Origin of the sequence: Paenibacillus sp. FSL K6-2441, from assembly GCF_037964765.1 — a bacterium.
Taxonomy (GTDB): Bacteria; Bacillota; Bacilli; order Paenibacillales; family Paenibacillaceae; genus Fontibacillus; species Fontibacillus phoenicis.
This window is the reverse complement of sequence record NZ_CP150174.1, coordinates 4,429,008-4,447,221: the sequence shown is the minus strand read 5'-3', so window position 1 is coordinate 4,447,221 and position 18,214 is coordinate 4,429,008. Positions and strand designations below refer to the sequence as shown.

At 55.7% G+C, this 18,214-nt stretch carries 18 protein-coding genes and 1 pseudogene; 9 read left to right on the top strand and 10 right to left on the bottom strand.

Going from position 1 to position 18,214, the window contains the following annotated elements; all coding sequences use genetic code 11:
• Nucleotides 1–178: 178 nt before the first annotated feature.
• Nucleotides 179–787, top strand: coding sequence for a pyroglutamyl-peptidase I (pcp, locus tag NSQ80_RS20505; protein ID WP_009223515.1), 609 nt, complete (start codon nt 179–181; stop codon nt 785–787).
• A gap of 8 nt (nt 788–795) precedes the next feature.
• On the opposite strand, the gene NSQ80_RS20500 is transcribed toward pcp, so the two are convergent.
• Both NSQ80_RS20500 and NSQ80_RS20495 read right to left on the bottom strand, forming a co-directional pair.
• Entirely contained in the window at nt 796–1,020 is a 225-nt protein-coding gene (locus tag NSQ80_RS20500) for a hypothetical protein (RefSeq protein WP_232282221.1), read from the bottom strand.
• A gap of 62 nt (nt 1,021–1,082) precedes the next feature.
• A pseudogene (locus NSQ80_RS20495) lies at nt 1,083–1,514 on the bottom strand (helix-turn-helix domain-containing protein); the annotation flags it as partial.
• A 477-nt stretch (nt 1,515–1,991) separates the two neighbouring features.
• On the opposite strand from NSQ80_RS20495, the gene NSQ80_RS20490 reads away from it, so the two are divergent.
• Together NSQ80_RS20490 and aguB are read left to right on the top strand one after the other, a co-directional pair.
• On the top strand, nt 1,992–3,035 hold the full coding sequence (locus NSQ80_RS20490; RefSeq protein WP_036644135.1) for an agmatine deiminase family protein: 1,044 nt from the start codon (nt 1,992–1,994) through the stop codon (nt 3,033–3,035).
• 29 nt (nt 3,036–3,064) lie between these two features.
• Nucleotides 3,065–3,943, top strand: coding sequence for an N-carbamoylputrescine amidase (aguB, locus tag NSQ80_RS20485; RefSeq protein ID WP_009223518.1), 879 nt, complete (start codon nt 3,065–3,067; stop codon nt 3,941–3,943).
• An 89-nt stretch (nt 3,944–4,032) separates the two neighbouring features.
• Here the strand turns inward: aguB and NSQ80_RS20480 are convergent, their stop codons facing one another.
• The gene (locus NSQ80_RS20480; RefSeq protein ID WP_339300660.1) at nt 4,033–5,079 is read right to left on the bottom strand and encodes a hypothetical protein; all 1,047 of its coding nucleotides are present in this window, start codon (nt 5,077–5,079) and stop codon (nt 4,033–4,035) included.
• Between the two features lie 130 nt (nt 5,080–5,209).
• Between NSQ80_RS20480 and NSQ80_RS20475 the strand changes: the two genes are divergently transcribed.
• Nucleotides 5,210–6,172: a DMT family transporter gene (locus tag NSQ80_RS20475; RefSeq protein WP_339300658.1), complete on the top strand. Its 963-nt coding sequence runs from the start codon at nt 5,210–5,212 to the stop codon at nt 6,170–6,172.
• A gap of 136 nt (nt 6,173–6,308) precedes the next feature.
• Here the strand turns inward: NSQ80_RS20475 and NSQ80_RS20470 are convergent, their stop codons facing one another.
• Nucleotides 6,309–7,859 carry an aminotransferase class V-fold PLP-dependent enzyme gene (locus tag NSQ80_RS20470; protein ID WP_323078144.1) on the bottom strand — a complete coding sequence of 517 codons (1,551 nt, stop codon included), beginning with the start codon at nt 7,857–7,859 and terminating at the stop codon, nt 6,309–6,311.
• 137 nt (nt 7,860–7,996) lie between these two features.
• Nucleotides 7,997–8,467, bottom strand: a complete 471-nt coding sequence (locus tag NSQ80_RS20465) for a DsrE/DsrF/DrsH-like family protein (protein WP_339300657.1) — start codon at nt 8,465–8,467, stop codon at nt 7,997–7,999.
• 245 nt (nt 8,468–8,712) lie between these two features.
• Here NSQ80_RS20465 and NSQ80_RS20460 point away from each other — a divergent pair, with 245 nt between their 5' ends.
• Nucleotides 8,713–9,219 carry a hypothetical protein gene (locus NSQ80_RS20460; RefSeq protein WP_339300655.1) on the top strand — a complete coding sequence of 169 codons (507 nt, stop codon included), beginning with the start codon at nt 8,713–8,715 and terminating at the stop codon, nt 9,217–9,219.
• A gap of 58 nt (nt 9,220–9,277) precedes the next feature.
• Here the strand turns inward: NSQ80_RS20460 and NSQ80_RS20455 are convergent, their stop codons facing one another.
• Nucleotides 9,278–10,120 (bottom strand): aldo/keto reductase, encoded by an 843-nt coding sequence (locus NSQ80_RS20455; protein ID WP_339300653.1) that lies wholly within the window; start codon nt 10,118–10,120, stop codon nt 9,278–9,280.
• A 54-nt stretch (nt 10,121–10,174) separates the two neighbouring features.
• Nucleotides 10,175–11,389 carry an MFS transporter gene (locus NSQ80_RS20450; RefSeq protein WP_009223525.1) on the bottom strand — a complete coding sequence of 405 codons (1,215 nt, stop codon included), beginning with the start codon at nt 11,387–11,389 and terminating at the stop codon, nt 10,175–10,177.
• Between the two features lie 196 nt (nt 11,390–11,585).
• Here NSQ80_RS20450 and NSQ80_RS20445 point away from each other — a divergent pair, with 196 nt between their 5' ends.
• The 4 genes from NSQ80_RS20445 to NSQ80_RS20430 all read left to right on the top strand — a co-directional run bounded on the left by NSQ80_RS20445 (nt 11,586) and on the right by NSQ80_RS20430 (nt 15,206).
• The gene (locus NSQ80_RS20445) at nt 11,586–11,957 is read left to right on the top strand and encodes a helix-turn-helix domain-containing protein (RefSeq protein WP_009223526.1); all 372 of its coding nucleotides are present in this window, start codon (nt 11,586–11,588) and stop codon (nt 11,955–11,957) included.
• A 42-nt stretch (nt 11,958–11,999) separates the two neighbouring features.
• Nucleotides 12,000–12,701: a response regulator transcription factor gene (locus NSQ80_RS20440; protein WP_260070156.1), complete on the top strand. Its 702-nt coding sequence runs from the start codon at nt 12,000–12,002 to the stop codon at nt 12,699–12,701.
• Entirely contained in the window at nt 12,694–13,806 is a 1,113-nt protein-coding gene (locus NSQ80_RS20435; protein ID WP_323078139.1) for a HAMP domain-containing sensor histidine kinase, read from the top strand. The genes NSQ80_RS20440 and NSQ80_RS20435 overlap by 8 nt, the downstream gene beginning before the upstream one ends.
• 257 nt (nt 13,807–14,063) lie before the next feature.
• Complete coding sequence (locus tag NSQ80_RS20430) at nt 14,064–15,206, top strand: helix-turn-helix transcriptional regulator (protein ID WP_339300649.1); 1,143 nt, start codon at nt 14,064–14,066, stop codon at nt 15,204–15,206.
• Between the two features lie 65 nt (nt 15,207–15,271).
• Here the strand turns inward: NSQ80_RS20430 and NSQ80_RS20425 are convergent, their stop codons facing one another.
• The 3 genes from NSQ80_RS20425 to NSQ80_RS20415 are packed head-to-tail and all read right to left on the bottom strand — an operon-like array spanning nt 15,272 to nt 18,180.
• On the bottom strand, nt 15,272–16,639 hold the full coding sequence (locus NSQ80_RS20425; protein ID WP_260070159.1) for an S-layer homology domain-containing protein: 1,368 nt from the start codon (nt 16,637–16,639) through the stop codon (nt 15,272–15,274).
• Between the two features lie 19 nt (nt 16,640–16,658).
• Nucleotides 16,659–17,864 carry a lysophospholipid acyltransferase family protein gene (locus NSQ80_RS20420; RefSeq protein WP_339300647.1) on the bottom strand — a complete coding sequence of 402 codons (1,206 nt, stop codon included), beginning with the start codon at nt 17,862–17,864 and terminating at the stop codon, nt 16,659–16,661.
• Between the two features lie 46 nt (nt 17,865–17,910).
• Nucleotides 17,911–18,180: an S-layer homology domain-containing protein gene (locus NSQ80_RS20415; protein ID WP_339300646.1), complete on the bottom strand. Its 270-nt coding sequence runs from the start codon at nt 18,178–18,180 to the stop codon at nt 17,911–17,913.
• Between the last annotated feature and the right edge of the window lie 34 nt (nt 18,181–18,214).

The following is an 18,214-nucleotide window of genomic DNA, read 5'->3' as shown; positions in this document are numbered from 1 at the left end:
GCGGTAACGGGCGGACCCGGTTAGCTTAGGGGGAAGGGCTTACGCATTTAACGCGATGTTCCCCTTGACGAAAACGCCTCCGAGTTGGATGCTCTTCATAGGCATGATTCCGAGATTTGATTTGTTTAGCAGTATAACGTAAGCGACCATCGGTTATCAAGAGGGAGAGGAAGATCCAATGAAAAAATTATTGCTTACCGGCTTCGAACCCTTTGGCGGCGAACCCGTCAATCCGGCGGTTGAAGCGGTGCGCCGGCTGCAGGGCCGTGTGATCGGCTCCTTTGAGATTGTAGGTCTGGAGCTGCCCACAGTGTTCGGACAATCCACCGAGCGACTGCTGACCGCCATCCAGCAATACGAACCCGAGGTGGTAATCGCGTTGGGACAGGCCGGCGGCCGAGAGGGGATTTCGTTCGAACGGATCGCCGTCAACTTAAACGACGCCAACATCGCCGACAATGCCGGATACCAGCCGGTTGACGAGCCGGTCGTGCCAGTGGGCCCGGCGGCTTATTGGACCACGCTGCCGGTCAAGCGCATGGTCGACCGTCTACGGGGCGAGGGGATTCCCGCGTCGCTTTCGCTTTCGGCCGGTACCTTCGTGTGCAACCACCTTTTTTACGGGCTGATGCACCACCTCGCCGTCAGCGGGAAGTCAATCCGCGGCGGGTTCATCCATGTCCCTTACCTGCCGGAGCAAGCGGAACGGCATCCCGGCGCCCCCAGCATGTCGCTGGAACAGCTGGTTATCGGCTTGGAACGGGCGATCGAAGTGTTGGGGGAGTAACGTTTAGATCACCCTCTGCGTTTACGGCCGTGTTTCTTATGGCGTCCGCGACCGTACTTGTTCGCAGCCACGCTGCCGCTGCCGCCGCCGACGGCGTGCTGCTGGCGCGTCCCGGGGCTGCTGATGGCGGAGTTGGTGCCGCCCGTGCTATATCGTCCGCCACCGCTGGCCACCTGCGTGGCGGCGGCGCTTTGCTGGCCGCGGGGCAGCTTGACAACTTGGTCGTTCACCACGATCACGACCTCCTTGCCGCGGTGGATCAAGCCTCGCCCATCGCGTTGGCTTCTGTGGTACCACCCAGGCGGGTTGGCTCAGCCCCCATCATGCGGGAGAACGCATCCCGGAAGCCGCTGCTCGATTCATATCCCGTGGAGAGCTGAGCATCGATGACCGGCCGGCCAGCGCGAATGTTCCCCAGGGCTAGTCCCATGCGCCGGGCACGGGCGTATTCCACGAAGGTCATGCCGAAGCGCTTCTTGAATTGGCGGCGCGCTGTGGACGCATCGACGGAGAGCTGCCGAAAATCCTCGTCCCTCCAGCGCTTCTCCGGATTCGCTTCTACAGCTTCCACCAGCATGCGGAGCCAATCAGACACGTGGTTTGGATGGGACAACGGGCGGCAGAAGACGCCGGTCGTTTTAACGCCGACGTAAAAGACTCCTTCATACTCCGAGTTTTTCTCCAGCAACGCTTGATAATATTCTTCTTTTCGCTCAGCGGGAATCATGCGGGACGAAAGCCTCCTTGACGTGTTGATTGATGCCCCCATTATAGCGCTTGCGACGAGACGATGTCGCCGAAAATCAGGCATTGATTTTTCGGACAACACTTCCATTTGTAGGCGCGGAAAATTTGTTATATGATATCATGGTAAATTGGGTGAACGCGCTAGAATTTCAGGGTAATCCGCAAGTCTAACGCTTGCCGCAGCGCTTAAGTCGGCTCAAATCGCTGAGATACCATTTTAACGCTGCTCACCGCGCTTAAATCCGATTTTTCGAGCCGGAATCAAGCGGTTTGATGAAAATAGCGATCCACAGCATCGTTAGAAATTGAACAACGCGAAAATCCGTCCAATAGCGTTTCTCATCCGCGTTAGGGCATGGGAAGCAGCACCCATGGGGGCATCTCATGGAGAAGCAGCGATGAGGACAGTCCCGGATTTAGCTCGAAAACGATAAATTATTTTTTAGTGGAGGAAACGATGTATCCAAAAGATTTGAACTATAAAATGCCGGCCGAATGGGCGCCGCATGAACGTACTTTCATCTCCTGGCCGGTGCAGGCGTCGATGGTCTATCCGGATCGGTATGCCGAGGTATGCGATGGATATGCCGAATTTATTACGGCGATTGCTGAGTTTGAACCGATCACCGTGGTTGTGAATCCGAACGATTTACCTCAGGTGAAGGCTCGCTTTGCGCAGGATCCGAACACGGAACGGATCTCTTTTATGCCGATCGAGCATAACGACGCCTGGCTGCGTGACAACGGCCCGACGTTCCTCGTGAATCCGGAAGGCGAGCTGGCCGGGGTCAACTGGCGCTTTAACGCTTGGGGCGGCAAATATTCGCCATGGGATCTGGACGATGCGGTAGCGCCGCAAATTCTGGAAGCCCTGAACGTCAAGCGGTTTGATGCCCCGCTGGTGCTGGAGGGCGGATCCATCCATACGGACGGGGAAGGTACGCTGCTGACGACCGAGGAGTGCTTGTTAAACGAGAACCGGAATCCGCAGCTGAGCCGGGAAGAAATTGAGGCCGCTGTGAAAAACTATGTTAACGTCGACCAAATCATCTGGTTGAAACGCGGTCTAGACGGGGATGAAACGGACGGTCACATTGACAACGTGGCCTGCTTCGCCGCACCGGGTAAGGTCATTTTGCAGGTATGCGATGATCCAAGCGACGAGAACTATGCCATCACCCAGGAAAATATCGCCATCCTCAGCGCAGCAACGGACGCCCAAGGCCGCAAGCTGGAGATCATCCCGATCCCGCAGCCGCCGAAGGCTTTTTATGAGGATAGCCGGCTGACGCTGAGCTATTTGAATTTCTATTTCGTCAATGGCGGCATCATCTTGCCGATCTTTGGCGGCGCAGCGGAGGCAACCGACCGCAAGGCCATTCAGGTGCTGAGCGACACCTTCCCGGATCGCAAGATCCGCACCGTCGACGGGATGGCGATCATCCGTGAAGGCGGCAACGTCCACTGCACAACGCAGCAAATGGCGGCAAGACGCGCATAAACGAGAATGAAGGAGGTTCGACCAACGACATGAGAAACGTAAAAGTTGCGGCTACGCAAATGAGCTGTTCATCCAATAAAGAAGAAAATATCGCAAAGGCGGATCGACTGGTCCGGGAAGCGGCCCGGCAGGGGGCGCAAATTATTTTGTTGCAGGAGCTGTTTGAAACGCCGTATTTTTGCCAAAAAGAAAAGTCTGACTACTACGTCTACGCAACTGAACTGGAGGAGAATGCCGCGATTCAGCACTTCCGCAAGGTCGCCAAGGAGCTGGAAGTGGTTCTGCCGATCAGCTTCTATGAGAAAAAAAACAACGCACGCTACAACTCGCTGGCGGTGATTGACGCGGACGGCGAAGTGCTTGGCCTTTACCGCAAAAGCCATATCCCGGACGGCCCGGGGTATGAGGAGAAATTTTATTTTAATCCGGGAGACACCGGGTTTAAAGTGTGGAAGACGCGTTATGCCAAAATCGGCGTTGGCGTCTGCTGGGATCAGTGGTATCCGGAAGCGGCCCGCTGCATGGCGCTGATGGGCGCCGAGCTGCTGTTCTATCCGACGGCGATTGGTTCGGAGCCGCAGGACAGCTCGATCGACTCCAAGGATCACTGGCAGATGTGCATGCTTGGACATGCCGCTTCCAACCTGGTGCCGGTGATCGCCTCGAACCGCGTTGGCGTTGAGTCCGACGAGGATTCGAGCATCACGTTCTATGGCTCGTCCTTTATCGCCGGGCCGCAGGGCAACAAAGTTGCAGAAGCTAACCGTACAGAGGAGACGGTGCTGGTAGCGGAATTTGACCTCGATCAGCTGGAGATCCAGCGTATTGAGTGGGGGATTTTCCGCGACCGCCGGCCGGACCTCTACAAAATCATTACCTCTTACGACGGCGAGCTTCGCATCGACTAAACTGCATAAGCAACGCTAGATGAGATAGCCCCCAATTGCATCGTACTTTGTGATTGGGGGCTTTGTGCTGATGCGGCGGGCCCGGCGAGTCAAGTCGAGCCGGGTTTGATAGCGGGGTTGGCGTCCACGAGGGCCTGCGCAACGGTCATGAGGCGGGGCAAATAGCGGAGCACCTCGTCCGCTCGTTGAAACAACGCCTCCGTTGTTCCGACGCCCAGGTCGGTCAGCAAGGCAAGGAAATCCTGGGCAAGCTGCTCCCCGATCTCCGGGGCATCTGCTGCCAGAATCTTATGGCAACGCGCAAACGTGGCGGTGATCCAGAACACCGCCTCTTGATGGCGACCGCGCTCAATCAGCTCGCGGCTGCCGTCAATGGCGACCGAACGCGCGCCGGGTGTGATGTCGCTTAAGAAGGGGAACGGCGTGGCAACCCGCGCTGCCGCCGTGTCATACGTACGCTCCAGCGCCTTCAAATGCTCCTCCGTCCTTTGGGCGGTGAGCTGTGAGCAACCCAGGAGCGGCAGCAGTTCGGCATAGGTCTCGCTATGCCCATACGCCTCGAGCACCTCGCGGGCCGCTAGGTAACGAAGCCGTATGGTGGGGTTGCGAAGGGCCGCGGTCAGCAGCACATGGGTTGTCACCCCGGTTGGGAACAACCATCCTAAGACTTGGTCCTGCCGCGGCGCCTCGGGATCGATGCTGCGGAGCCCGCGTTCGATCCGATCGTGCGCATGCTTGCAGCGCCGCAGGACCCAAGGCTTCTCGGCGAAGCGGGGGGCCACTTCCGCTTGCAGCCGGCGTAGCCGCCCCGTAGGGTCGGCGATGATCGTATCCGTCCGGAAGCTCCCGGCCAGATGATAATCTGATAGTACCGCTTCCGCCGATGCCAGCTGGCTCCAGGACAGGTGGGTTGCTTCAAGTAATGCTTGCTCGTAACGGAATTTTCCCAGTTTCGGCGGAGGCTCTGTCGGCTGAGTTACAACGATCAGATCGATGTCGGAGCTTTCCGGCAGATCTGCTTCTCCCGGTAATCCCACCGTGGAGCCGCTGAAGTAAGCACCTAGGAAACCGGCTTCCCGGCTGGCATGTTGGTCGACCCATCGGGCGGCAGCCTTTCGAGCTTCCTCGACTTTCATCCATACCTCCTCAAATTTGCAGGCATGCTTCGATGAACATCGAGGCATCCTCGTGATACAATCAAGATCATTAGAGATCCGGGTTACGTTATTAGATATGCCCGAGAGATCCTAGAAAGAAGGGATAAGAGTGGGACGTACGCTGTATTTGGCCTTAATTATGCTTAGTTTAATTTGGGGCGGTTCGTTTTTCTTCATCAAAATCCTGCTGCCCGACTTCGGCCCCTGGACCGTAGCGTTCCTGCGATCTGCCTTCGGGCTGGCAACGATTACGGGCGTCATGCTCGTCTTGCGCAAGCCGTTTGGGTTCCGCTCGATTCCTTGGCTGGCGATGGTCATCATGGCGCTGATCAACACGGCGATTCCGTGGGCGTTGATCGGCTTCAGCGAGACGCGGCTGACGAGCAGCCTGGCGTCGGTGCTCAACGCCACGACTCCGCTGTGGACTCTGGTGGTAGGCGTCATCTTCTTTCGCGTTGCCACGAGCCGGATGCAGTGGGCCGGGATGGGAATCGCTTTCCTCGGCTTGCTCGTACTTGTAGGCGTCAGCCCAACTTCGCTTGCCTCGGTAGACATGCTTGGGTTCGCCTGCATGCTGGCGGCAACGTTGTGTTATGCCGTCGGCACGCACCTGTCCAAGCGCCTGTCCGGCGGGTTGTCGATGTATCAGGTGACCTTCGGCACCTTGATCAGCGCGATGGGCGGCAGCGGTCTTATGGCGCTGATCGCCGAGCGGGACTCGCTGGCCCCGCTGGCTAAGCTCCCTACGCTTGGCGCGGTGATCGGGCTGGGCGTGTTTGGCTCGGGGGTGGCGTATATTTTGTTCTACTTTATGGTCCAAAAAGGAACCCCGCAATTCGCCACCACCGTCACGTATCTCGTTCCGGCGAGCGCGATTATTTGGGGGTTCACGCTGCTGAACGAGCCGGTGAGCTGGCGCTTGCTGGTCGGGCTGGTGTTCATCCTCGGCGGGGTGTACTTGGCGAACCGAAGCGGCTCGGGCAGTGCCGGGCAGGAGGCCAAACGCCAGGAGCTGCCGGTGGTCTCCGACCCGGATGCAGCAAGCATCCCTGATGTACCGCGATCTTTATGAAGGAGGAGAAGCGATGCTGCATGTGGTGAACGGTCTTGGCTGCGTTGAGCAAACGGTGTTGGAACTGGTCGCGCAAGGAGCCGAATACCCCAAGGACCTGTTCCGCCAAGTTGAACATCTTCTGAATCGCCTTGGCTTAGGGGATGTGAAGTTCCGCTATCGTTTGGCGGGGTTCATCTGCAAGGATTCCCTTGCCCTTGGCGCTGGGATCCGGCAAGCGAAACCATTCGTCGAGGTTGATCCGCGGTTCTCCGCGCCGATGGGACCACTCATTGGTTCGGGGATCGTAGCTGTAATCTCTAGCCCAATCTTGGCCTCGGGCGGCCACCTGACGGAGCGCGTATCCGATAAAGGCGACCTCGTCGGCCGTCATGATCGGATGCAGGGAGATCCGGATCCAGCCAGGTTTTGCGGTGAAATCGCCGCTAGCGATTCGGCGGGCGATCCGTTGCGAGGTAGCCTGATCGATGCCCAGCAGATAATGGCCATACGTTCCCGCGCAGGAGCAGCCGCCGCGGGCCTGGATGCCAAAGTGGTCGTTCAGCAGCTTGACGGCCAGGTTATAGTGAACCTGATCCAGGGTGAACGAGACGATCCCCAGACGCTCGCGGCTAGGCCCGCCCAGGATGGTCAGCCCTGGGACGGTTTCCAGCTCCGACAGCAACCGGTCGGTTAGCTCCCGTTCCCGGCGGAGCAGGCGGCCTGCGCCCATCTTCTCTTTGAGCCGCAGGCATAGCGCCGTGCGTGCCGCCTGCATCACCCCCGGCGTCCCGCCATCCTCCCGTGATTCGGCGTCGGATAGATACTGGACTAAGCCCCACGGGCTGGTCCAGGACACCGTGCCGCCGCCCGGGCGGTCCGGCGACGCCCCCGCGCTGAGCCCCGCATTCATCACCAGCACCCCGCTCGTGCCGGGGCCGCCCAGAAACTTATGCGGGGAGAAGAGGATGGCGTCAAGCCGCTCCTCCGGCGCTCCCGGCGGATGCATATTGATCGGGACGTAAGGGGCGCTGGCGGAGTAATCCGCCACGCAGATGCCGCCGTGCCGATGCATCACCCGCGCGAGCTCATGAATTGGCGTCACGAAGCCGGTCACATTGGAGCAGGCGGTAAACGCGCCGATTTTGACGCGGCGCTCCCGGTAGCGGCGGAGCAGGAAGTCCAGCCAAGCCGGATCCACGCGGCCGTCGGCCCCCGGCGGGAGGCAGACGACCTCGCCGATCGTTTCCGCCCAGGAGATGTGGTTGGAGTGATGCTCCATATGCGTGATGAAAACAACCGGCCGCTCCCGTTCGGCCATTCCGCTCCGGTAAGCTGCCCGCCAAGCGGCGGGGACCTTTAATCCAAGCAGGCGCTGCAGCTTGTTCACCGCCCCCGTCATCCCCGTTCCCTCGAATAACAGGATGTCGTTGGGGCCGGCGTGGACATGGTGCTTGATGATCCGCTTCGCCTCCTCATAAGCGGCGGTCATGGCCGTGCCGGTCAAGCTGGCGGCGGTGTGGGGATTGCCCGCCAGCGGGCCGATCTCCTGGGCTAGCTTCTGTTCAATCGGCCGATATAGGCGGCCGCTGGCGGCCCAATCGGCATAGAGCAACGTTTGCGTCCCGTACGGCGTAACAAAAGGATGGCGGTAGCCGATCGTATTTTTCCGGTAAACCTCAAATTCCAATTCCTCTATCTCCAGCAAACCAAGTCTCCCCCTGTTAGGTTACTGTAATAACGCTTTAGGTTATGTGCATTCGCCTAGGGGGGTTAGGGCTGCGGGGGAAAGTTCAGAAAACCTCCACAAAGCGGACAGCGGCGCGCCTTACGTAGGCTTCGTCTTCAGATAAACAGCTGAATATCCGATTCCAAGGCATCGCGCAGGTACGTTTGGGCATCGATGATCTCCACCTCCGGGAGGAATTCCTCCGGCTTAAAGCCCATAATCTCCACCGACAGCTTGCAGCCGTAGAACTTGATGTTTTTCTTGCGGGCTCCTTTGAGAAAGTGGATCAGACGGGGGGCCTCCTGGTCCTCGATCATCTCATCCAACATCCATTTGCCCAGCCCGCTGTAATTCATTTTGGAGAGCGGCAGCTCGTCCGGCCCTTTGGGGGTCATCCAAGTCATCAGCTTCTCATACAGCGTTTTGTCCTCCAGCGTCATCTTCTCCGGATCGCGCACGAGAAACAGGCCCCAGAAGGCAAAAACCTCCACACCGATATCCCGCGCGCTGTTCGCCAGAATCAGCCCGGCCATTGCTTTGTCGTAATCCCCGCTGAACATCAGCAGATTCATTCTTTTTTGCGCCATTACGGTCCAGCCTCCATCGTTGATGATTTGGATAAAGCTGGTATTAGTATGGTTCCGGGAAGGCAGCCTATCCTCGGTTCACAAATCGCTCAAAAATGGCGGTTGTCCATGCGCGTTCATCCGCGGGCTGACCGAGGGTCCTTGATTTCGAGGGTGCCTTTAGGGTACCCTTTCTTTAAGATTTAAGAACGTCCTTCTGCAACAAAACAGGCGGGATGTCGTCTTACATTTTGAGGTGATGCGGATTGAGGAAATACGCGTTAGGTTTGACCGTGATGCTATTGGCGCTCCTGCTTGTCGGATGCGGCACCTTCGATCCGGTGAACAAAGCGATCAATAAGCTGAGACCGGCCGTACCCGAAGATCCAGCGCAGGATGCGGAAGGTCCTTTTACCGTAGAGTTGTCTGTTCCGAAGCGTGCTGGGATAGATGAGACCTTTACGTTAATCTCCAGCCTGCATAATTTGTCCAAAACCGAATATGAGCTGATGAGTCGCCCTCGGGTGTTCCATTACCTGATCGTGGACAGCTTGGGCAACCGGGTGAACACGATCACCCAGGTGGACAGTGCGGTGGTTCGCAGCATGGGGGGAGAAACGGATATTAACGAGTTTTTCGAGACCCGGATCGATCGGATCGGAACGTATGAAATATATGCGGTCGCCGAATTTTCGATCAAAGAGAATGGAAAATACAAGAGTCTCACCTATGAGACCGAGCATCATTACATCGAAATCGGTCCCTACAGCTGACAAAGAGCAGACCCGAAGGATCCAGCGGATCCACGGTATCTGCTCTTTTTTGGTAGGCTTAGAAATCAAAGTTGTCGGGGTCCGGACCCACGCGAAGGTTCTCGTTAAGCGCGCTGATCCGTGCCATATCCTCTTCCGTCAACGCGAAATTAAACACGTCTGCGTTCTCGGCAATCCGATCCGGCTTGGTCGATTTCGGAATCGTTACCACGCCGTTCTGTAAATCCCAGCGAAGGATGATTTGGGCGACCGATTTTCCATATTTACGGGCAAGCTCTTGTAACACAGGATGATCCAGCAGTTGCCCTTGCATGAGCGGGGACCATGCCTCCATTTGAATGCCGTGTTCGCGGCAGAAGGCTTGCACTTCCTGCTGCGTCAGACGAGGATGGTATTCGACCTGATTGACCATCGGCACGATTTCCGCGTCTTCCATCAAGTCCTTCAGATGGTGAACTTGGAAGTTGCTGACGCCGATCGCCTTGACCTTTCCGGCTTGGTAGAGCGTTTCTAACGCACGCCAAGCTTCTTTATATTTACCGGCGACGGGCCAGTGAATCAGATACAGGTCCAGATAGTCTAGTCCCAGCTTCTGCAGGCTGGTTTCATAAGCAGCGAGCGTCTCTTCGTATCCGAGGTCGGCGTTCCATACCTTCGAAGTGACAAACAGCGCTTCACGCGGGATACCGGCTTCCTGCAAGCCTTCGCGGATGCCTTGTCCAACGCTCTTTTCATTCGCGTAGATTGCTGCGGTATCGATGCTGCGGTAGCCGTGGGTAATTGCGAACTTCACCGCGTCTACCAGCTCCTGTCCTTCCTCGATCTTGAATACGCCAAGGCCAAACCAAGGCATCTTCACTCCGTTGTGCAGGGTGGTGGTATCTTGCAAATGGGTAATCATATCAAAATAGCCTCCTATGAACTTTGAAGTTGAGTTTGGTGATGAAATAGATGATTAGTTATGTTGAAGCGATGGTTGTGAAATGACCGTCTCCTGCCGGTCTTTTCTTTCCAGAGCACGGCTCCAGCCCGTGAGAAGTACGGCAGCTGCGACCATCAGTGCGCCAATCCACGAGGTATGGATCAGACCCAACGAATCGGTGATGACCCCGCCCAGGTAAGACCCCAGGGCAATCCCGGCGTTAAAGGCCGCGATGTTGATCGCGGAGGCCACGTCGACGGCGGACGGGACAAACCGCTCTGCCAGCATCACGACGTAAACCTGCAGCCCCGGAACGTTCATGAAGGCCAGCAGTCCCATGAGGAAAATGGTCACCAAGCCGGCGACTTTGAACGGAGCCGTGAACAGCAAGGCCAGCAGGATCAGCGCCTGTACGATAAACATATAGAACAAGGCCCGAATTGGCTGACGATTGGACAACTTGCCGCCCACCATGTTGCCGATGGCAATCGCGATGCCGTAGACCAGCAAGATGACGGCGACCGCGCTTTCCTTGAAGCCTGTAATTTCAAGAAGGATCGGCGATAAGTAGGTATAAACGACAAAGGTGCCTCCATACCCGAGGGCCGTGATCAGGAACAATAGCAGCAGCCGTCCGTTCGTCACCAGCTTCACCTGGTCACGGAACGCGGTTCGCCCCCCTTTCCGCAAGCCGGATGGCACCAGCAGGCTGTTGGAGATAAAGCCAATGAGCCCCACGACGACGATCAGGATAAAGGCGGCGCGCCAGCCGAACTGTTGACCGATGAAGGTGCCAAGCGGCACGCCGGTGACCGTCGCAACGGTCAAGCCGGTGAACATGATGGAAATCGCGCTGGCCCGGCGGTGTTCCGGCACTAAGTCAGCGGCAATCGTTGAACCGATCGACATAAACACGCCGTGTGAAAAAGCAGAGATCACCCTTGCCGCGAGCAGCATGACAATGCTAGTTGCCGCCGCAGCCAAGGCATTGCCGATCATGAAGACGACCATGATCCACAGCAGCAGTGTTTTGCGCGACATTCGTGCGGTTAGCGACGTGAGTACCGGTGCTCCAAAAGTGACGCCTAACGCATATAAGGAAACCGTCAGCCCTGCGGTGGTCGTAGAAATGTGCAGGTCCTCGGCGATCAAAGGCAGCAGACCGACGCTGATAAATTCGGTTGTCCCGATGGCAAAGGCACTAATGGCCAAGGCGAGCAGCGCCAAGGTGCTTCTTTGATGATTCATGAGTCAATCTACCTCCCAAAAGATAATGGTTTGCAGGTTCGCCGCTGATCTGCCGGGGAATGATGCAGAAGCGAGCGACAAATGCTATTATGGGAGATAGGGTAGTTTTTGAGAAGTACGCACTTTGAAGTAATATAGGAACCTAAAAGTAATGTAGGTACTTTTTTGTGCCTATTAAAAAGAAGGAGCAATCTCAATGAAAGAGAAGAAATATAATATCTCCGTAGAAGCGACGCTTGAGGTGATCGGCGGGAAGTGGAAATGCGTGATCCTGTGCCACTTGACGCACGGTCGGAAACGAACCAGTGAATTAAAACGCCTGATGCCCGACATCACTCAGAAAATGTTGACCCAACAGCTTCGCGAACTGGAGGCCGACGGCGTTATTCGCCGGATCGTCTACCAGGAGGTCCCGCCTCGGGTCGAGTATGAGCTAAGCGAATACGGGGAGAGCTTACGGGGAATTTTGGATGCGCTGTGCGCCTGGGGAGAGCAGCATATCCACAAGGTGTATGGCAGCTATGATGTTCTGGAAGAGAACGTGCTGAATGAACATTTGAAATCGTAAGGTCTCTTCGGTTATGCTGTCCATGAAAAGGAGCGATGATCGATGAAACCTATCACGGTATTGATTGCGGACGATGAGCCGGAAATCGCCGACTTGATCGAGCTGCACCTGGCCCGGGAAGGATACCGCTGCATCAAAGCGTCCAACGGGCAGGAGGCGCTGGATGTCATCCAGACGCAATCCGTGGATCTTGCGATCTTGGACATTATGATGCCGAAGATCGATGGGTATGAAGTGACCCGGCAAATCCGGGAGAAGCACCATCTGCCGATCATTTTCTTAAGTGCAAAAGCAACCGATCTGGATAAAATCACCGGCCTGGTACGCGGGGCGGACGATTATATGACGAAGCCGTTTAATCCGATGGAGCTGGTGGCCCGGGTGAACGCCCAACTGCGGCGCTTTATCCAGCTGAACCCGTCGGTTGCCGGTCCCCCGGATGAGCCGGTGCTGGAGGCCGGAGGGCTTGTGATCCATCCCGAGCACCGGACAGTGTTCCTCTACGGCGAACCGGTAGAGCTGACGCCGAAAGAGTTTGATATCTTGGTCCTGCTGGCCAATCATCCGAAGAAGGTGTTCAGTTCGGAGCATATTTTTGAGAAGGTCTGGGGCGAGGCTTATTATGAAGGCGGGAATACGGTCATGGTGCATATCCGAAGCTTGCGCAAGAAGCTGGGGGAAGACCGGCACAAGAACAAGCTGATCAAAACCGTCTGGGGAGTAGGGTACACGTTCAATGGATAATCACACCGACAAACCGAAATTTCGCAGCTTTCGCTTCCAAATGATCCGGTTGTTCGGGCTGAGCATGATATTGTCTGCAGGGACAACCTTTCTGACTTATCTGGCGCTGCGGGAGTATTATCATACGCTGCTGCGTGAAGACCCGTTGTATAACGTCCGCCGGATGATGCGTGAGATCGGTGACATCAACGTGTTTCTAATTATCTTTATCCCGCTCTCGTTCTTATACTTCTATTTGCTGACTCGGCGTTATGTCGCGTATTTCCGGGAAATTTCCCGGGGAATCAATCAACTGGCGGGAGGAGACTTCACCCATCGGGTTCATATTCCTTCCGGCGACGAGTTCGGAGAGATTGCACGAGACATCAATTTGGCCAGCGAGAAGCTGCAGCAAGCCGTGGAACGGGGCGACTTTGCCGAGAACAGCAAGGAGCAACTTGTGCTGAACCTGGCCCATGATCTTCGGACCCCGCTAACTTCTGTGATTGGATATCTGGATTTCATCCTGCAAGGGAAAGACCTCACCGCCGAGCAGATGAAGCATTACACCACGATCGCCTACACCAAATCGCAGCGTCTGGAGAAGCTGATCGACGAGTTGTTCGAAGTTACGCGAATGAATTACGGTAAGCTGAACATCCATCGCCGGCCGCTTGATTTGAGCGAGCTGCTGAGTCAATTAACCGAAGAGATGTACCCCGTGTTTGAAAAAAATGAGCTGACCGTTCGCCTAAAAACCGAACCGCAGCTGATGATCTCCGGCGATGGCGATCTGCTTGCCCGCGTCTTTGAGAACTTGCTGTCCAATGCCGTTCGTTACGGCAAAGACGGGGAGTACGTTGACGTCCATGGGAAGATGGACGGGGAAGAGGTTGTCGTGCGCGTGACCAACTACGGGGACTCCATTCCGCCGGACGAGCTGCCGCATGTGTTTGATATGTTCTTCACCGGCGATCGTGCGCGTACGTATCAGGAAGGCAGCACCGGTCTTGGCCTGTTTATCGCCAAAAATATCGTGGAGCAGCACGAAGGCACCATCTCGGTGCAAAGCGATCTGATTCGGACCGAGTTTGAAGTGAGGTTGCCGAAGCTTAGAAACTTATGAGTTGAAATCCTGTCTCGTTGTGAGGCGGGATTTTTTTGTCGTTAGGGCCTCCGTAGGGCACCTATGCCAGCCGCCTTCCCTTGATGATTATCCCGTTGCCTCAGAAAGTGCGCATCTCATTACCAGTCACCAGGTAACCTTATCTTGCCCTCCCTTGATCTCCTCATTTTTCCGCTGAACGAAAGGGATAATCATGCAAAGAGGCGCGAGAAGGACCCCTTGGGGAGACGACACACAGTATACGAAAAATAATTTCCTTGATCACGGAGCTCCGTCGCGGAACGTTGACCTTGGCGGTGCTAAGCCAGTTGCGAACGCCGCAATACGGGTATTCGCTCGTTCAACGGCTGGATCAATCCGGGATCACCATTGATCAAAGCACATTGTATCCGCTGCTGCGCCGGCTGGAGAAGCAGGAACTTACTCACCGGCTGCCGGAACGGAGCCGGGAGGACATCGCGCTGGAGCTGCGCTCCACGATTGAGGATATGCTGGCGGAGGAACCCAGCGAAGCCGAAGTGAAGGAGGCGCTGACTCAATTGGGCGATCCGGCCGTGTTGGCCGCTCAGTATCGGGACCAACCAACGTTTTTGATCGGGCCTCGCTTCTATGAAACTTATGTTCAGGTCTTGAAAATGATTGTCCCGATCGTGGTCGTAATTACCCTCCTTTCGCTGATTGCCAACCAAATCATTACGTATTCTGGTGAAGTCGTTCCGGCGGAGGCCGCGGCAGTCCTGCTCAGCAAAGCTATAGGGACGGTGTTTAGCACGGGGGTGCAGACCGTATTTTGGATTACCCTGGCGTTTGTCATTCTGGAACGGACGGGAACCGGCAATGAACTGCCGCTGAACGGCAAGTTCAAAGCTTGGACGCCGGATGATTTGAAGGATACCCGATATGTCCCTGCGAAGAAAGTGATCAAGAAAAGCGAGGTATTCGCCAGCCTCATGTGGACGGCGATATGGGGAAGCGTCTATTTTAACGCAGATCGGTTGATTGGCGTATATGAGAAAGGCCGAAACGGCATAGAAATGACGACTCCGATCTTTAATCAGGAGGTACTGCTTTCGTATTGGCCGTTTATCGCGGTGGTTCTTGCGCTGGATGTTGCTCTGGCGATCTACAAATGGATCGTTGCCCAATGGAACGTGAAGATCGCGTTCCTGAACGTGGCCAACCACGTCCTTTCGTTGGTGGTGTTCGGCACCATCATCGGAAATGCAGAGCTGCTGTCCCCCGGTTTTATCGCGAAGTTGGAGGATATTTTCGGATTGGGAGTTTCCGGCTTCAACTCCGGATGGATCATGTGGGTGGTGTTGTTTGCTTACATGTTGTTCGCAGCCTTGGACAGTTACCAAGGGTTCCAGAAAGCTAACCTTTCCAAACCGGCAAAATAAACAATCGTCAAAAAATCCCCACTCTCTTGGTGAAAGAGGGTGGGGATTTTCGTTTAGAAGCTCACTTAGGCGGTCGTTTTCCGGGACCGGTACAGCAGCAAGCCCATCAGAATCGCGAAATACAGGAATAGGGCGCCAAAGGTGTACAGGTACATCACCGGTTGATTTTGCAGATACCCGACGATGGGGATGTTCAAAATCAGCAGCAGTGGAAATCCGAACATAATTGCGGACGCGCTGCCCATGACCAAGTTGTCCGTCGTATTCGACTGAAATTTCGGATCGACGGCTTTGACGAGCGCAAGCCCGGTAGAAATCGTTCCGGTCAGCATCCCGTAAAAACCGAGAACGTTTGGCAATTTGTCCTCCGGCAACACCCGCGGCACTAACCAAACTATAAACCATACCGTTACTAACCCGCCGACTGTCGTTAGGATGAGTACCGGCGTCAAGTATTGCTTCAACGCGTAGATCGAGATCGCAGCGATCGAGGCGGCGATCATGTAATCGAAGGAAAATCCGGAGATCCGCTGCAACAGGTAGTTGTTCGGGGAATGCTCCAACTGGAAGCCCGCTTGCTTCCAACGGTTGAGAATCCACCGGAACAACATGGCGTACAGGCTGCCGATGAGGAAGTGGAAGCCAATCAGCAGTTGGGCCAATGTTTCCCCATAGGTCCCGAGTGGAGTCAGCACCGCCTCCAGTCCACGTAACGTCAAGTAAGTGACCAGGTAAATAAAGCCGATCAGCGCGATTTGGTAGGTCAGCTTGTCGATCGCGTCACTGAGCGGAATTTCGCCTTCTTCTGATTTTTCCGTGACCTCGGTGCGTTCTTTGAGTGGGCGGGATGCCGCCTGTTTAAATTTCGGATGGCGGATCAGGAAGTTCATCAGAATGATTCCGGGAATCACGGCCCAGATGAAGCCAAACCCGGCAATGGTTAGGCCGAGGTTCCCGCCGCCTTCAAGCCCCAAAGCCTCCCAACGGCTGCCGATCGAATAGGCTTGTCCCGGACCTTGTCCATACCCGAGAGGGAGCAGCAAGCCGATGCCTGGGAACATGTCGGGATAGAAAAGCTCTGTCAGGATCAGGAGCAGACCAAATCCCACCAGCCCTTGGATAAGGTACGTCGAGACGATGAGCATCCCAGATTTCATGACCGCCGGGCTGTTGGACACCTCCCGTTCTTTGAGGGAGAGGGCAATGAATCCGATCGCCATCAGATGGTAGACCAGTTGCCCCAGTCGATCGAGGTTGAAATTCAGCCACCCGAGCAACTCCGGGCCCACGATCAATCCGAGGATGCCGGCGACCATGGAGGTGGGGACGATGATTTTGCGCAACAGTGGAATGCGCGCCTTGAGGACGGCCGATACGACCATCAGCAGCGAAAGCAGCGTAAAGTCGATCACGAAAGACCATGAATTATCCAAAGGGAGAACCTCCTATTTTCTACCGGAGTGCACGCTGTTTCAGCGCGGTCATAAATTTGAGCCATTTGTAAGCCGAGGTTCGCGGTTGGTAAAACAGGAACCGATACAGCTTATCGCCGACATAAAATTCAAACTTGTGGTGAAGCTGTACGTTGATCCCCTCCAACTCGGTAAATGGGAAGGAATACGGCTGTCCGTTATCCCCTTGAAACGTAAGAGAATCTTCGTGATCAGCGTTCCAGCGCAGTTGTCCCGTTCCCAGCGATTGAAAGGGCTGCTCTCTTTCCGACACATACATATGCACGGGATCCTGCATGACGGATTCCCAGGAGGTGAGCTGTTCCGGTTCTTGTATTACTTGATTCAGCCGTTCCAGCTGCCAGCGATTCCAGTCCCGCGTAGTCGAGAAGCGCAGCGGATGGGTAAACTGCGCGAATTTGCCCTGCGGCGTGTAGCGAACGGTATAGCCGCAGGCCGTGCAGCCGAACAAGTCTTGTTCGGAGCGGAGGCGGCCTGGTACTTCGCAGTGCGGGCAGATAAACAGCAGGCGCTCCAGGTAATGCGCCGGGGCTTTACCGTAATAGGCAGCCCCGGTTTGGGATTGCCACTCTGCATCGTCATGCGCCAACGCCTCCGTCAGCAGGTGATGGATCTCATCTGGGGTATGGTTGGCGAATGCGCCAGCGTCCCATTTTTTCTCGAAGGAGAGGTGAATGGGTCCCCTGCGATGGTTCTCCGCCCAACGGGGAGAGGACAGATGACCGCCGGAAATGGTGGCGATGACCACCGGAACATCCAGCAACTTCACCAGCTTGGCCGTGGAATAGAACAACGGCTCGGTCGTCCCGTCCCAGTTCCGGTTCCCTTCCGGGAAGAGACCGATGACGCGTCCGCTCTGCTTGGCTTTGATCATGCTGCGGATCGTCCGCGTATCGTTTTTATTTTTCATTTTGGGGATCGCTCCGGTGTAATTCAGCAGCTTGGCCAGCAACGTGTTCCGGAACAGGGAAGCTCCGGTCACGAAGCTGATCGGCTCGTCCACGTAACAGTTGATATAGAACGGGTCCCAGTTGGTTACATGGTTCGCCAAAATCAGATACGGCGGCTTCAAGCCCACGGTATCGTTGCGCTCCACCTTGATCTGGGAACGGCTTTGGAGGAATGCGCGTAGGGCCGACAACACGAGCCGCTGCGCGATTTTTCCCGGTTTTTTCTCAATGCTCACAGAGTCACATCCTGAAGGATTAATTTCAAAAAACACATTAATATTGTTATATCATATTTTGGATAAATTCGTTGGCGGGAACTTGTTGGTGTAGAAAAAAAGAACGGCCAGGGGGGCCGTTCTTGGGGTGGGGCTTTGAAAGATTAGCCTTCAAGAGGCTCGGAATCAATAAATTCGACGGGGAGACGCCGCTCCTCACCCACTGGAAGGCATAATCGGCAATCTCAAATTTTCCGTCTCCTTTTCCGTTAATGATCCCCTTGTTGACCAGCTCCATAATGGCATCTTTCGCATAGGAACCGTCAATGTCCGACATTTGAGTTGCTGCATGCAATCAAATTTTGAACTAT